At 65.0% G+C, this 12,320-nt stretch carries 18 protein-coding genes; 5 read left to right on the forward strand and 13 right to left on the reverse strand.

Features of this window, described 5'->3' with window-relative positions; translation table 11 throughout:
- The first annotated feature begins 236 nt into the window (after positions 1 to 236).
- On the forward strand, positions 237 to 758 hold the full coding sequence (locus tag CTA01S_RS07755) for a GFA family protein (RefSeq protein ID WP_019562288.1): 522 nt from the start codon (positions 237 to 239) through the stop codon (positions 756 to 758).
- A gap of 82 nt (positions 759 to 840) precedes the next feature.
- Here CTA01S_RS07755 and CTA01S_RS17005 read toward each other — a convergent pair whose 3' ends face one another.
- The 7 genes from CTA01S_RS17005 to CTA01S_RS07785 form a co-directional block, all read right to left on the reverse strand.
- Positions 841 to 1,086: a DUF6920 family protein gene (locus CTA01S_RS17005; protein WP_371326085.1), complete on the reverse strand. Its 246-nt coding sequence runs from the start codon at positions 1,084 to 1,086 to the stop codon at positions 841 to 843.
- A complete protein-coding gene (locus CTA01S_RS07760; protein ID WP_062194153.1) occupies positions 1,055 to 1,450 on the reverse strand; it encodes a GFA family protein in 396 nt (131 codons plus the stop codon). The genes CTA01S_RS17005 and CTA01S_RS07760 overlap by 32 nt, the downstream gene beginning before the upstream one ends.
- A 35-nt stretch (positions 1,451 to 1,485) precedes the next feature.
- Entirely contained in the window at positions 1,486 to 2,124 is a 639-nt protein-coding gene (locus CTA01S_RS07765) for a dihydrofolate reductase family protein (RefSeq protein WP_062194157.1), read from the reverse strand.
- A 75-nt stretch (positions 2,125 to 2,199) separates the two neighbouring features.
- The gene (locus CTA01S_RS07770) at positions 2,200 to 2,673 is read right to left on the reverse strand and encodes an SRPBCC family protein (RefSeq protein ID WP_062194161.1); all 474 of its coding nucleotides are present in this window, start codon (positions 2,671 to 2,673) and stop codon (positions 2,200 to 2,202) included.
- Complete coding sequence (locus tag CTA01S_RS07775) at positions 2,670 to 2,954, reverse strand: toxin-antitoxin system YwqK family antitoxin (protein ID WP_062194164.1); 285 nt, start codon at positions 2,952 to 2,954, stop codon at positions 2,670 to 2,672. The genes CTA01S_RS07770 and CTA01S_RS07775 overlap by 4 nt, the downstream gene beginning before the upstream one ends.
- A gap of 5 nt (positions 2,955 to 2,959) precedes the next feature.
- Positions 2,960 to 3,376 carry an SRPBCC domain-containing protein gene (locus CTA01S_RS07780; RefSeq protein WP_019562293.1) on the reverse strand — a complete coding sequence of 139 codons (417 nt, stop codon included), beginning with the start codon at positions 3,374 to 3,376 and terminating at the stop codon, positions 2,960 to 2,962.
- Between the two features lie 26 nt (positions 3,377 to 3,402).
- Positions 3,403 to 3,882: a VOC family protein gene (locus tag CTA01S_RS07785; RefSeq protein WP_062194167.1), complete on the reverse strand. Its 480-nt coding sequence runs from the start codon at positions 3,880 to 3,882 to the stop codon at positions 3,403 to 3,405.
- Positions 3,883 to 3,971: 89 nt separating this feature from the next.
- On the opposite strand from CTA01S_RS07785, the gene CTA01S_RS07790 reads away from it, so the two are divergent.
- Positions 3,972 to 4,457 carry a MarR family winged helix-turn-helix transcriptional regulator gene (locus tag CTA01S_RS07790; protein ID WP_062194169.1) on the forward strand — a complete coding sequence of 162 codons (486 nt, stop codon included), beginning with the start codon at positions 3,972 to 3,974 and terminating at the stop codon, positions 4,455 to 4,457.
- Positions 4,458 to 4,770: 313 nt separating this feature from the next.
- Here CTA01S_RS07790 and CTA01S_RS07795 read toward each other — a convergent pair whose 3' ends face one another.
- On the reverse strand, positions 4,771 to 5,790 hold the full coding sequence (locus tag CTA01S_RS07795) for an AraC family transcriptional regulator (protein WP_084362353.1): 1,020 nt from the start codon (positions 5,788 to 5,790) through the stop codon (positions 4,771 to 4,773).
- Positions 5,791 to 6,000: 210 nt separating this feature from the next.
- Here CTA01S_RS07795 and CTA01S_RS07800 point away from each other — a divergent pair, with 210 nt between their 5' ends.
- Positions 6,001 to 7,059, forward strand: coding sequence for an NAD(P)-dependent alcohol dehydrogenase (locus CTA01S_RS07800; RefSeq protein WP_062194171.1), 1,059 nt, complete (start codon positions 6,001 to 6,003; stop codon positions 7,057 to 7,059).
- Between the two features lie 150 nt (positions 7,060 to 7,209).
- Here CTA01S_RS07800 and CTA01S_RS07805 read toward each other — a convergent pair whose 3' ends face one another.
- The 4 genes from CTA01S_RS07805 to CTA01S_RS07820 are packed head-to-tail and all read right to left on the reverse strand — an operon-like array spanning position 7,210 to position 10,066.
- Positions 7,210 to 7,860, reverse strand: coding sequence for a flavodoxin family protein (locus CTA01S_RS07805; protein ID WP_062194177.1), 651 nt, complete (start codon positions 7,858 to 7,860; stop codon positions 7,210 to 7,212).
- Between the two features lie 13 nt (positions 7,861 to 7,873).
- Positions 7,874 to 8,185 carry an NAD(P)H-binding protein gene (locus tag CTA01S_RS07810; RefSeq protein ID WP_232301023.1) on the reverse strand — a complete coding sequence of 104 codons (312 nt, stop codon included), beginning with the start codon at positions 8,183 to 8,185 and terminating at the stop codon, positions 7,874 to 7,876.
- Between the two features lie 10 nt (positions 8,186 to 8,195).
- A complete protein-coding gene (locus CTA01S_RS07815) occupies positions 8,196 to 9,122 on the reverse strand; it encodes an alpha/beta hydrolase (protein WP_062194182.1) in 927 nt (308 codons plus the stop codon).
- A 26-nt stretch (positions 9,123 to 9,148) separates the two neighbouring features.
- Positions 9,149 to 10,066: an alpha/beta hydrolase gene (locus CTA01S_RS07820; protein WP_062194490.1), complete on the reverse strand. Its 918-nt coding sequence runs from the start codon at positions 10,064 to 10,066 to the stop codon at positions 9,149 to 9,151.
- Positions 10,067 to 10,195: 129 nt separating this feature from the next.
- Here CTA01S_RS07820 and CTA01S_RS07825 point away from each other — a divergent pair, with 129 nt between their 5' ends.
- On the forward strand, positions 10,196 to 11,188 hold the full coding sequence (locus tag CTA01S_RS07825; protein WP_062194186.1) for a LysR family transcriptional regulator: 993 nt from the start codon (positions 10,196 to 10,198) through the stop codon (positions 11,186 to 11,188).
- A gap of 312 nt (positions 11,189 to 11,500) precedes the next feature.
- On the opposite strand, the gene CTA01S_RS07830 is transcribed toward CTA01S_RS07825, so the two are convergent.
- Entirely contained in the window at positions 11,501 to 11,701 is a 201-nt protein-coding gene (locus CTA01S_RS07830; RefSeq protein WP_062194189.1) for a DUF2905 domain-containing protein, read from the reverse strand.
- A gap of 252 nt (positions 11,702 to 11,953) precedes the next feature.
- Here CTA01S_RS07830 and yajC point away from each other — a divergent pair, with 252 nt between their 5' ends.
- Positions 11,954 to 12,280 carry a preprotein translocase subunit YajC gene (gene yajC, locus CTA01S_RS07835; RefSeq protein WP_019561858.1) on the forward strand — a complete coding sequence of 109 codons (327 nt, stop codon included), beginning with the start codon at positions 11,954 to 11,956 and terminating at the stop codon, positions 12,278 to 12,280.
- Positions 12,281 to 12,320 lie beyond the last annotated feature (40 nt).

Consider the following 12,320-nt stretch of genomic DNA (forward strand, 5'->3'; position numbering starts at 1 on the left):
CAGGCGAGGAACGTAGACGCGGAGCTTCTTCGGGGGCTGCACGAAGCGGGTCAGCCCGGCGAGCAACCGGGCCCCAGCGCCAGGCTGACGATCATGCTCAGCACCACACGGACGTGAATGAACTGCGCTGGGTCGATGGCGGGGTGGGGTCCATGCATCACTTCCTCTGTGAGCGACGGGTGCTTCCTGGCGCGCTAAGATGACACCGGGCCTCGTCCCTCCCGCAAGGACACCAGATGCTCCCCTCTGCTGCGTTTCTCATCGAAGGCGGCTGCGACTGCCGTGCGGTGCGCTACCGCATGGAAAGTGCCCCGCTGTACGTCCACTGCTGCCATTGTCGCTGGTGCCAGCGAGAGTCGGGTTCGGCGTTTGCGTTGAACGCCTTGATCGAGGCCGACCGGGTGGCGAACCTGGGAGAGCCCCCGGAACAGGTGAACACTCCGTCGCAAAGTGGCGCTGGCCAGCTCATCGCGCGCTGCCCGAAGTGCAAGGTGGCGGTATGGAGCCACTACGCCGGCGCCGGTCCGGTGGTGAAGTTCGTGCGGGTGGGCACTCTGGACAACCCCGACCTGTTGCCGCCGGACATCCACATCTTCACCGCCTCGAAACAGCCCTGGGTGGTGTTGCCGGCAGGGGTACCTTCGGTGCCGGAATACTACGAGCGAGAGCGCTACTGGCCGCAGGAGAGCCTGGAGCGGCGCCAAGCCGTCCTGCCGCTGATCGAGGCGTATCAGGCGGCGAAGGCGGGCGGGCGGTGAGGCTTGAGGTGCTCTTTGCGCTTGGATGGCCAGTCCTCGACATGTCGAGCATCAACGTGACAGCGTCCGGGTGGGTATTTCTCTACCGGTGGCATCTCAGATCGGTAATCGTTTGCCGCCAGTACGGTTTGCGACCCTCCGGCGTGACCCAAGCCACTTCGCCCTGAACCGGGGGCAGCATCCCGTCGCGCCTCTGTGAATTTGCTTTCATCCGGGACCGTTGTGTGACACGCTCCTGCTGGTTGCTGCTCGAGAGCGTCCACGTGGCTTGGTGGCTGCCACCGGCAAAGCTCAGGTTACAGATAGGACGTGACTGCCGGTGACGCATCCCAGCGGTCGTGTGCCCCGTCCACGTAGGTCACGGGCAGCGCTGCGAGTCGCTCGGGCGTAAGTTCGTCGAGGCAGTTCACGCTGATCGCCACACCGCTGCCGTCGGAGGCCATGCCAAACGGTTTGACGCCGCAGACGCTGCAAAACCGATGACGGATACGCTGGGCGCCAAAACGATAGTCGGAGAGTTTTTCTTCCCCTGCGAGCAGGCGGAAGCGCTCGGCCGTCACGAAGACCAACCAGAAGCGCGACCGAGTACAGATGGAGCAGTTGCAGCGCACGGTGCCGGCGTCGAGATCCGCGTCGGCTTCGAACCGTACGGCGCCACAGTGGCAGCGTCCGCGGTAGGTTGCTAGTGGCATCGTAGCTTCCTTCACTAAAGTTGATGGCGTGTCGCTCAGTCGCGCACGTAGCGCAGGTGGGTGGCCGTGTCATCGTGCAGCACGCGCTCGATGCGCCAACGCGGGAAGGGCTCGGCCAGATGCTCGAACAGCCGGCGCCCCCCGCCGAAGAGCACCGGGGCGAGCGCGATCTCCAGTTCATCGACGACGTCGAGATTGAGGTACTGCTGGATGACGTCGGCACCGCCCGAGATGCGGATGTCGCGGTCGCCGGCCGCTTCGCGCGCCAGCGCCAGCGCGCGCTCGGACCCGTCGCTGATGAAGTGGAAGACCGTACCGCCAGGCCGCACCCAGGGTTCGCGCGGCTGATGCGTGAGTACGTAGACCGGGGTGTGAAACGGCGCCTCTTCCGGCCAGCCCCTCTCGCCGCCGTCGAACATGCGTCGGCCCATGATGTGCGCGCCCGTACGTTCGAAGGTGTGGCGCAGCGCATCGTTGACCGGGCCGGTTTTTCCGCCTTCACCGAGTTTCAGCTTCTCGCGCAGATAGCGTTGCTCGAGCGCCCAGGTCATGAGCGCGCCCCACTTGGCGCCCCAGTTCTTGTAGCCGGGGTCGGCGAAGTGCGCCATGTCCATCCCGTCGGGGGCCAGGTAGCCGTCCAGCGAGAGGGCGATGTTGACGAAGACTTTGCTCATGTTGGCTCCTTCGTTTGGCGTTCGATCGAAAGATGCCACACTGCCGTGCGCGGCATCGCATCGGTGCCGATCCGGTCATCGGGCTGGCGGAGGGGTGCGTGTGGCGTTCGCCGCGACCACGCCGTCCTGACCGCGGGCAGCCGCTTCGGCATGCTGCCGCAGCGCGTCCAGATGGGCAGCCCAACCGGCGCGATGTGCCTGGGCGAGTACGGCGCCCGCCGTTCCCAGCGCACTCCAGCCCGAATGACAAAGCGTCAGCCGGGTCGAGGTGCCACAGGACTCCAGCGCGATCGAAACGCGCGTTGCGACGGGCCAGTCGTCGTCTTGCCACGAAAGGTCCAGCCGGTGTGGCGGTTCGATGTGCAGCACGGTGCCGCGCGTCGTCACCGCTCGGTTGCCGTTGCACCAGGTTTCGATGAAACCACCGCCTGCGCGGGCGTCCAGATGCATGTGCGTGCCGAACCACTGCGCCAGTGCATCGGCACCGGTCAAGCAGGTCCAGACAAGTTCGATGGGCGCGGCAATGTCCTGCGCCAGATCGATCGTCATGACCGCCCTCGCTTGGCCTTGCCGTCGGCGAAGGTTTCACGCTTCTCGACGGAACCATCGCGGGCGAAGCGCAGCCACTCCCCGTGTTTCAAGCCATCACGGAAATGGCCGACCTGCCAGAGTTCGCCCGTCTCGCGCCAGAAGCGCCACTCGCCCTGCATGACGCCGTCGATGGAAATGCCCTCGGCCTTCTTGAGGCCAGTCTTGAAGAAATGGGTGAGCCGCTCGCCGGTCTGGACGAAAACCGGCTGGCCGTTGGCGTAGTGGGTCTTGCCTCGCACAGCACTCAGCCTGCGCGGGTGGCGAAGGCCGCGTAGCTGTCGAGGATCGCCTGCCAGCCCTGACGCTGCATCTCGATGGAGTGCGTGCCCTCCGGGTCGAAGGTGGTGGTGACCCGAGTGCCGGCGCCTTCGGGAGTGAAGGTCGTGCGCGCAAGACGACCATCGTCGAGCCGCAGCGCGACGACGTGGGGCGCCTCGACCTCCTCGTAGGTGCCGGCGTAATCGAAACCGAAGGAGCCGTCGCGCGCCTCCATCCGGGCGACATGCCGCCCGCCGACCCGCAGGTCGACCGTCGCTCGGGGACAATGCCAATCAGGCGAGGCCTGGTTCCATTGCGTGATCGCCACGGGGGAATTGAATGCCTCCCAAGCCCGCTCGGGCGGGACGGGAACATGTGTCGAGATCTCGATCGGTGGCGTCATGGCGGATCTCCTTCAATGCGTTTTAGTCATCCGCGCCGCGCCGCATCGATCGCGGCGTGGTCGATCTTCTTCATCGTCATCATCGCGACGAAGGCGCGTTCGGCCTCGGCCCCACCCGCCGCCAGCGCCTCGGTGAGCGTGCGCGGCGTGATCTGCCAGTTCACGCCCCAGCGGTCCTTGCACCAGCCGCATTCGCTCTCGCGCCCGCCGTTGCCGACGATGGCGTTCCAGTAACGGTCGGTCTCCTCCTGCGTGTCGGTGGCGATCTGGAAAGAAAAGGCCTCGGTGTGCGGAAAAGTCGGCCCGCCGTTTAGCCCGATGCAGGGGATGCCGCAGACGGTGAAGCGCACCACCAGCACATCCCCCGCATTACCGCCCGGATAGTCGCCTGGCGCACGGCTGACCGCGGTCACGGCGCTGTCGGGGAAGACCGATGCATAGAAATGCGCGGCTTCTTCGGCCTCGCGGTCGTACCAGATGCATACGGTGTTCTTCGGGATCGGCATGTCGGTCTCCTGAATGGCGAGGATCTGGGGGCGAACGCGGGACGTGGGGACTGTGGACGATCTACGTTGATATCAACATAATTGCGAGTGTGCGTGACACCTTTCCCCATGTCAAGACCGTCGAAGTGGCCCAAGCGTGTCTGTGCCTGCACGCGCAGCGGGCGGCGCGGGTGCTCGCCCGTCACTTCGACGAAGTGTTTCGCCCGCTGGATCTGACCAACGGGCAGTTCTCACTGCTGATGGCACTGAACCGCCCGCACGCACCCACCGTGGGCGAACTCGCCCCGTTCCTGGCCATGGACCGGACCACGCTGACGGCGCTGATCAAACCGCTGGAACGACGGGGGCTGCTGGCGGTGATCGCCGATGATGAAGATCGCCGCAAGCGCCGCGTGCGCTTGACGGCGTCGGGGCATGCGCTGCTCAAGCGGGCCTATCCGCTGTGGTGCGACGCCCATGCCACGCTCGAACGGCGATTCGCGGATGCGCCTGTCCTTCGGGACCTGCTGAGCCAGGTGACGTCGCTGCCGCAGACGTTGCGTGCTGATCGGAAGACGCTGGAGGATCGGCCTTGACTTGCCAGCAGCGCTGGGCTGATGCAAGCGGTGCTGATGGCCTGTTACGACAACCACGCCTCCGCTGGCGAATCCGATCTCACGACAACGCGCTCGAGGACTCGGCCCCGTCCGACGCTCTTTTTGCTCTGTCCCCTTTCAAAACCGGCACCAACGTCTTCGCCCAAGCACACGCAAAAGGCCTTGCGTGGCAGTGACTTGCACGTGCGTCACCACGAGCGGTTGTCCATCGCGCTTGGATCAGCAAGGCATGAGGCCGATGCAAGACTCGTCACCGCCACGCAGGGCATAGCGTCCCAATGGACTGTCCGTCTCAACCCGTCCCTGGCCAATGACGGAGGGACCGTGACGAGGTGGAGGCGGTGAAGATCTGCAGGTCGGGCGCCACTGGGGTGCCCGTGCGTGTGCCGGCCCGCTGGCCGCGCGGCGTCACCCGCTCGACATCACGGCGCGGCGAGGTGCCAAACAAGCGCGAGTATTCGCGACTGAACTGCGAGGCGCTTTCATAGCCAACTCGGAAGGCAGCCTCAGCAGCCCCCAACCGTTCGTTGAACATCAGCCGCCGCGCTTCGGTCAGGCGCAGCCACTTCTGGTATTGCAGCGGCGTCATGCCCGTCAGTTGCTTGAAGTGCTCGTGCAAGCTCGAGGGGCTCATCTGCACTTGGGCGGCCAGGTCGGCGATCCGCAAGGGCTCGCGATAGTGGCTGCGCAGCCACTCTAGGGCTCGCGCAATGCGCTGCCCCGGCGTGCCCACCGAGGCGATCTGCCACAGGCGCGCGGCCGCTTCACTTTGCAGCAAGCGGAAGTGGATCTCGCGCACGATCAGCGGCGCAAGCACGGCCTGGCTTGCGGCATCCTGGTCCAGCAGATCGACCAGCCGCGCGAAGGCATCGAGCAGGGCGGGCGTGACCTGACCGAGCATCGCGCTGCCGTCGGCGGCTTTGTCCCGTGGCGCAGGCCATCCACTTTGGGCAATCAGCTCTGCCAGCAAGCGCAAATCGAGTTTGAGCACCAAGCCGAGGCAAGGTCGGTCCGCACTGGCCTGCAGAACCTGCGAGGCGGCCGGCACGTCCAGCGAGGTGACGAGGAATTGTCTTCCGTCATAGGGATAAGGCTTGCCGCCCAGCAGCAGCTGTTTCATCCCTTGCACGACCAACACCACCGCCGGCTCGACCCGGCACTCACACGGCTCGGTGGTCGTCTCGCGGCGAAACAGCGCAAGCCCGGGCAAGGCGGTCGCCCGATCTTCAGCGCCGCCTACGTGCCCGGCGATCGCCACGGCCAAATGGCCACGGACGCCGTCCATGTCGATGCCGAACGGATCAGTGCGCATGCCCTCTCCTGTGATTGCAAGCGCAAGCATACCGCCGCATGCCATGACCCGCATGCACAAACCTGGAAGATGCGGAGGATCAGGCAAGAAGCTTCCAAGATTTGGCTACCGGATTTCCAGCTGCTGCAAGAAAAATGAAGCCGTCCCGTTGCCTCGGGTCGATCGGCCTGCTCAGTTCAGGCCCGACGAATTGACAAGGAGAACGACGCGATGACCGCGACAGCTTCGACCGTGCGGGCCTGGGGTGCGCACGCGGCCGACCGCCCACTGGAGCCCCTGGTGATCACGCGCCGCGCGCCGGGCGCGCACGATGTGGTGATCGACATTGCCTACTGTGGCATTTGCCACTCCGACATCCACCAGGTGCGCTCGGAATGGGCCGGCACGCTCTACCCTTGTGTTCCTGGCCATGAAATCGTTGGACGCGTGGCCGCGGTGGGCGCCCAGGTGACGCGCCATCGCGTGGGGGATCTCGTCGGCGTGGGTTGTCTCGTGGACAGCTGCCGCCATTGCCCCGAATGCGAAGCCGGCCTGGAAAACTATTGCGACCATCCGGTCTACACCTACAACGGCCCCACGGCCGATCCGCCGGGCCATACCTTGGGCGGCTATTCCCAGCGCATCGTGGTGGACGAGCGCTATGTGCTGCGCATCCGCCACCCCGAAGCGCAGTTGGCGGCCGTGGCGCCGCTGCTGTGCGCCGGCATCACCACCTACTCACCGCTGCGCCACTGGGGTGCCGGGCCGGGCAAGACGGTGGGCGTGGTCGGCATCGGCGGGCTCGGCCACATGGGCCTCAAGCTGGCACGCGCCTTGGGCGCGCAGGTGGTGGCCTTCACCACCTCCGAATCCAAGCGTCAGGCGGCGCTGGCCTTGGGTGCGCACGAGGTGGTGGTCTCGCGTGATGCGGCCGCGATGGCCGCCCAGGCCAAACGCTTCGACCTGATCCTAGACACGGTCGCCGCCCCGCACGATCTGGATGCGCTGCTGGCCTGCTTGAAACGTGACGGCCAACTGGTGCTGGTGGGTGCACCGGCCACCCCGCACCCCTCGCCAAACGTGTTCAACCTGCTGCTCAAGCGCCGCGGCATCCACGGCTCGGCCATTGGTGGCATCCCCGAAACCCAGGAGATGCTGGACTTTTGCGCCGCGCACGGTATCACGGCCGACATCGAGCGGATTCGTGCCGATCAAATCAACGAGGCTTACGAGCGCATGTTGCAAGGCGATGTGAAGTATCGCTTCGTGATCGACATGGCGACGGTGTGAGCATGGCCGACTGATGGACGCAGCCCGTCTGGGCTTCGGGCGTGGCGCTGATCCAGGCCGCATGGCCGCCAGGGCACGTTGAGGAATCCGACGGGTCACGCGGTGTGCCGATGCGCCGAGCATTCGGCCGATCCGACGGGGTCTGTTGTTTCAATGGCGCTGCCCGAACCATTCATCATCGATGGCCTGCAGCATCTGCTCTGGCGTGAGTTGTCGCGTCATGCGCCCGCGCAGCACATGGCGGTGCTCGAAAGACTTGGCGCCCTGCGCCATCACCTTGGCCTTGAACTTGGCGATGTGATCCTCGCCGATGTGGCTGTTGAAGGTGTTGAACAGCACCACATGTTGGCCGTCGAAGCGGTTGTGCTCCACAAAGGCCCAGATCGGCGGCGCGGGGCTGTAGAGCCACACGGGAGACCCCAGCCAGACGGTGTCGAACGGTGTCAGGTCGATCGTGCGCGGCGTGATGTCGGGCAGCGCCTCGGGTTGGCTTTTGTGGGCATTCGCATCCTTGAGCGCATGGGCCAGACCTCGCATGCCCAGGGCGTGGTCGGGGCTGTCCAAAGCGAACAGTGGCGCTCCCAGCCTTTTGGCTACATGGCGGGCGGCCAGTGCGGTGTTGCCCGAGCGCGAGAAATACACCACTGCCGTGCGAGACGCCGAGGCGGCGGCAGGCGGCGCATAGGGCAGCTTGCCTTCCAGTTCACGGGCCTGGCGACGCTCGATCCAGGTGATGGCAAACAGTACAAGAGACGCTGCTGCCACGAGCACCGCCAGCGCAAGGGCAAACCACTTGAGCATCTTGCCTCTCCCTTTACATGAAGGATGGCTTGTCGCCATCGCTGCCCGGCTTGTTCACGCCGAGGCTCTCGCCCACGTACCGATCGGGACGGGTCACAATTCTGGTGATCAGATCGGCGACGCTTTTGCGCGACACCACAGTGCCCTTGAAGGGTTGGCCCTTGGCCGTGATTTCATAGTGCACCTCGTCTTCGTCCGTCAGCCAGGCCGGGCGCAGGATGGTGTCGTCCAAACCAGAGCCTTCGATGAAGTCCGCCGCGCGCCGATACGGCTTGAGGTCTTCTCCGATGGTGGCTTGGTTCCACTCACCGAACTTGCCCGGCACCTCGTCGTCGTCAGAGGTTGTTCTTGAAAAACGGCACCAACCTGGCCAGTGCCTGGCCCACCGGCCCGGGCTGGTCGTACAGGTCATAGTGCGTGGCCCCTTCGACGACGACCAGTTCCTTGACCTTGGAGGCCGCGCGCGCGTAGATCTCCAAACCATCGCGGTAGGCGCCAAAGCCACCGGGCTTGTCGCCGACCACCACGATCAGCGGCGTGGTCAGTAGGGTCTCGGCCAGATGGAAGGCGTCCCAGGCCACCGCGGCCGCGCGGCGCGAGAACAGGGCGCGCGTGCCGGCGTTGTCATGGGGACAACGGCGGGTGTAGTAGTCGGTCGCGCCAAGCACGTCGATGTCCGTGATGCCCGCCTGGGTCGCCGCGGCCATCGAGGGTGGCAAGAATGGATCGACCTGGAGCGCCGCGCCCCGCGCTTCCGCCGTGCGTTGCCGGGCCATGGCCTGCAGCTGTCCGATGGGATCGAAGCCACTGAAGCCTTCACGGCACAGGCGGCCGAAGTTGACCCCTGTGACGCTGGCCACGGCCTTGATGCGGCGCTCGATCATGGCCGCCTTGATGGCATAACCCCCGCCGCCGCAGATGCCCAGCGCCCCAATGCGATCGGCATCGACATAGGGCAGCGTCACCAGGTGATCGATGACGCGGCTGAAGTCCTCCACGGCCATGGCCGGGTCTTCGGTGTAGCGGGGCTCACCGCCGCTTTGCCCTTGCGTGCTGCGGTCGAAGGCGATGACGACGAAGCCCGATTCGGCCAGCGCTTTGCCGTAGACGTTGCCCGCGGTCTGCTCTTTGCAGCTGCCGATGGGGTGAGCGCTGAGGATGGCTGGGTATGTGTTGTTCTCATCGAAGCCGGGTGGGACATGCAAGTCTGCAGCAATGTCCCAATAACGGGTTTTGATCTGGACGGTTTTGACGGTGCTCATCTGGGGGCCTCTTGGGGGGTAGCGGTTCAGCGCAGCTTGGATTGGAAGAACGATGCCAGTGCCGTCACGGCTTCATCCACGTACCGCGGCACGTCGTAGAAGGACATATGGTTGCCGCCAGGCACGACATGCAGCCGCTTGTCGGTGCTGGCCGCACGCTGGATCAGGTCTTCGCTCATCCACTTGCTGCCCGCTTCGCTGCCGACGATGGCCAGCACGGGCTGCGTCAGGTACAGCTCTGCAAAGTTGAACGCGTCGTAGGTCACCAGCTGCGTCAGGTTGCGGGCCAAGGTAAACCCCGGTGCATTGGGGTGTTGGCAACGGGGGGTGTGGTAATACTCCCAGGCTTCGGCCAATTCGGCATTGGGCGCATCCTCCTTGCGCATCGGGGCCATCGGAATGGTCATCAGGGCTTGCGCCGTGGCGTCATGGCTGCGCGCTTGCGAGCCGTGCTGCAAGAGACCGATCGCATCCTTGGCAGGATTCTTTCCCTCCCAGCCTTGGCGGAACATCGCGCCGATGTTGACCGCGCTGACCGTCCCCAGCGCCTTGATGCGACGATCGTTGATCGCGGCATTGGCCGCGTAGCCGCCGCCGGCGCACACCCCCATGGCGGCGATGCGCTCGGCATCGACATAGGGCAGCGTGATGAGGTGGTCGATCACGGCGCTGAGGTCTTCGGTGCGGATGTAGGGGTTCTCCAATTGGCGGGGCTCACCCGTGCTGGCCCCTTGGTAGGAAGCGTCGAAAGCGACGGTCACGAAACCATGCGCGGCCAGCTTGGCCGCATACAGGCCAGCGGCCTGTTCCTTGACGCCGCCACCAGGATGGGCCACCACGATGGCGGGGTAGCGCTTGGCCGCGTCGAAGTCAGCAGGCGTGTGGATGTTGGCGGCCATCGTGATGCCTTGGCCGTTGCGGTTTTGGAACGTGATGGTTTGCATGTCGTGCTCCTTGGGGTCGAGGCTGTTGCACCGAACCGCTCGTGGCGGCATGAGGTGAACTGTAGAAACTCGATTGGATTCTTCAAAGCTCCCAATCATTAGCGCAGACGTAAGCTAAACTAAACAATCATGGATCCGGCCCAGCTGCCCTCTCTGCTCCCTTCCCTGGCTTGGTTCGCCTTGGTGGCCCAACACGGCAGCTTCACCAAAGCAGCGGCCAAAGCGGGCGTCACCCGCGCGGCGTTGTCGCAAAGCATCGCTGCGTTGGAGCAACGGCTCAACATGCGCTTGCTCCATCGCACGACGCGCAGCCTGTCCCTGACCGAAGAAGGGCGGCACCTGCTGGATACGCTGCAGCCGGCTCTGTCGAGTATTCAGCGCGCGGTCCATGAACTGGACGACGCGGGTCTGGAGCCATCGGGCTTGCTGAGGGTGAATACCTCGCGCGTGGCGGCCCGGTTGCTGCTGGAGCCGCACTTGGGCGAGTTCCTCACGCGCTTTCCCAAACTGCAGCTGGAGCTGGTGATGGACGATGGTTTGTCCAACATCGTGGCCGAGGGCTGCGATGCCGGCCTGCGGTTTGGCGAGAGCCTGGCCGAGCACATGGTCGCCGTGCCGGTGAGTCCACCGATGGAAATGGCCGTGGTGGCCACACCGGGCTACTTCGAGCGGCACGGCATTCCCAAAGAGCCCGCGGATCTGGCGCGACACAACTGTGTGAGATATCGGCTGAGCAGCAGCGGGGCGATCTTTCGATGGGAGTTCTCTGCGCCGACCCGGTCAGCCAACGCAGCTCGACACGAGTTCACGGTCGAGCCTCACGGCAACCTGGTCACCAATGACGATGAGGGGATGATCCGTGCTGCTTTGCAGGGAGTGGGCCTCGTGCAGCATTTGGAATGGGCAGTGCGTCCCTACCTGCAAGATGGGCGTTTGGTGAGGGTGCTGCAAGCCTGGTGCAAACCGTTTCCCGGCTTGTACCTCTACGTGCCCACGCGGGACAAGATGCCGGCCAAGGTGCGGGCACTGATCGATTTTCTGGTGGAAAAGCGAGAGCGGCTCACCCCACCGGCCGCGCCGGCCCCGAGGCGGCGCCGTCGTCCACGAACCGACGCAAGGTGACGCAGGCGCGGAGGCGCTCGGAGGACCCAAGCCCGCCGGCTTTGAATCAGCTTTGAATCGCTCGGCGACTTCGATTTCAGCCCGAACCCAACGGAAATTGGCCTGCAAGAAACGCTTTTCGGAAGAACCATGGCTTGGCGCTTCTCGTGTGCAGTACCGGCATCCGGCAAGCGGCCGCGCCGATGGCCCGGGAGACGCTGGGCGTGCGATATGAAGGTGAAAGGGGAACGGGCAGAACGGGCAGGCCGGGGGAGCTGATGCTGGCGATTGCCCCCCGTCGGAGCGGGCGCCTCGGGGGCATCGTGGGCGGCTTTACTTCCGCCACCACCACAGAATCAGGCTCAACAGCAGCGAGATGAGAACCGAAGTCGTCAGTGGAAAGTGAAAGCTGAAGCCCTCGCGCTCGATGTGCAGGTCGCCCGGCAGGCGCCCCAGGGGCAGCTTGGACAGCCAAGGCCACAGCAGCCCAAGCAACAAGCAGACGATGCCCACGAGGATCAGCCAGCGTTGCATGAGCGTGTAGTGCGTGAAAGCCCAAGGACGTGAGAGCCGCCGCCACTGCCTTGCATCGCTTGTGCGGTCGTGCCGCCACAGCAGGGCGGCAGGGAGGCGACGGCCCTGCCAGACTTGAAAAGTATAGGCGCCGAGAAGCCCCACGGCAGCCCGGGCAAACCGTGACCCGGCCGCTGGGGTCTGACGCAGATCGGTTCCTGGCCTGCCGGCATACAATCGTCCGTTTGTATCGACTCATCCCGGAGACGTCCCGTGTTCATCTCTGACGCATTCGCCCAGGCAGCCCCGGCCGCGCAAGGCGGCACCGAATCGACCCTGCTGAGCCTGCTGCCGCTGGTGCTGATGTTCGTGGTGCTCTACTTCATCATGATCCGCCCGCAGATGAAGCGCCAGAAAGAGCACAAGGCCATGATTGAGGCGCTGGCCAAGGGCGACGAGGTGGTCACCGCCGGCGGGCTGTTGGGCAAGATCGCCAAGCTCGGCGACACTTACTTGCATGTCGAGGTGGCCGATGGCGTGCAGATCCAAATTCAGCGCACGGCCGTGGTGCAGGTGTTGCCCAAGGGAACGATCAAGTAATTTCCGCCTCAGACCCGGCTTGAGCCGGGACCGGGAAGGG

The organism is Caldimonas taiwanensis NBRC 104434 (genome assembly GCF_001592165.1).
Taxonomy (GTDB): Bacteria; Pseudomonadota; Gammaproteobacteria; order Burkholderiales; family Burkholderiaceae_C; genus Caldimonas; species Caldimonas manganoxidans.

Excerpts from the sequence above, each read along its gene's own strand:
- CTA01S_RS07780 (WP_019562293.1), bottom strand. The coding sequence starts at position 3,376 with ATGACGCCACCGATCGAGATCTCGACACATGTTCCCGTCCCGCCCGAG.
- CTA01S_RS07755 (WP_019562288.1), top strand. The coding sequence starts at position 237 with ATGCTCCCCTCTGCTGCGTTTCTCATCGAAGGCGGCTGCGACTGCCGT.
- CTA01S_RS07825 (WP_062194186.1), top strand. The coding sequence starts at position 10,196 with ATGGATCCGGCCCAGCTGCCCTCTCTGCTCCCTTCCCTGGCTTGGTTC.
- CTA01S_RS07800 (WP_062194171.1), top strand. The coding sequence starts at position 6,001 with ATGACCGCGACAGCTTCGACCGTGCGGGCCTGGGGTGCGCACGCGGCC.
- CTA01S_RS07760 (WP_062194153.1), bottom strand. The coding sequence starts at position 1,450 with ATGCCACTAGCAACCTACCGCGGACGCTGCCACTGTGGCGCCGTACGG.
- CTA01S_RS07770 (WP_062194161.1), bottom strand. The coding sequence starts at position 2,673 with ATGACGATCGATCTGGCGCAGGACATTGCCGCGCCCATCGAACTTGTC.
- CTA01S_RS07795 (WP_084362353.1), bottom strand. The coding sequence starts at position 5,790 with ATGCGCACTGATCCGTTCGGCATCGACATGGACGGCGTCCGTGGCCAT.
- CTA01S_RS07815 (WP_062194182.1), bottom strand. The coding sequence starts at position 9,122 with ATGAGCACCGTCAAAACCGTCCAGATCAAAACCCGTTATTGGGACATT.
- CTA01S_RS07785 (WP_062194167.1), bottom strand. The coding sequence starts at position 3,882 with ATGCCGATCCCGAAGAACACCGTATGCATCTGGTACGACCGCGAGGCC.
- CTA01S_RS07830 (WP_062194189.1), bottom strand. The coding sequence starts at position 11,701 with ATGCAACGCTGGCTGATCCTCGTGGGCATCGTCTGCTTGTTGCTTGGG.
- CTA01S_RS07765 (WP_062194157.1), bottom strand. The coding sequence starts at position 2,124 with ATGAGCAAAGTCTTCGTCAACATCGCCCTCTCGCTGGACGGCTACCTG.
- CTA01S_RS17005 (WP_371326085.1), bottom strand. The coding sequence starts at position 1,086 with ATGCGTCACCGGCAGTCACGTCCTATCTGTAACCTGAGCTTTGCCGGT.
- CTA01S_RS07820 (WP_062194490.1), bottom strand. The coding sequence starts at position 10,066 with ATGCAAACCATCACGTTCCAAAACCGCAACGGCCAAGGCATCACGATG.
- CTA01S_RS07805 (WP_062194177.1), bottom strand. The coding sequence starts at position 7,860 with ATGCTCAAGTGGTTTGCCCTTGCGCTGGCGGTGCTCGTGGCAGCAGCG.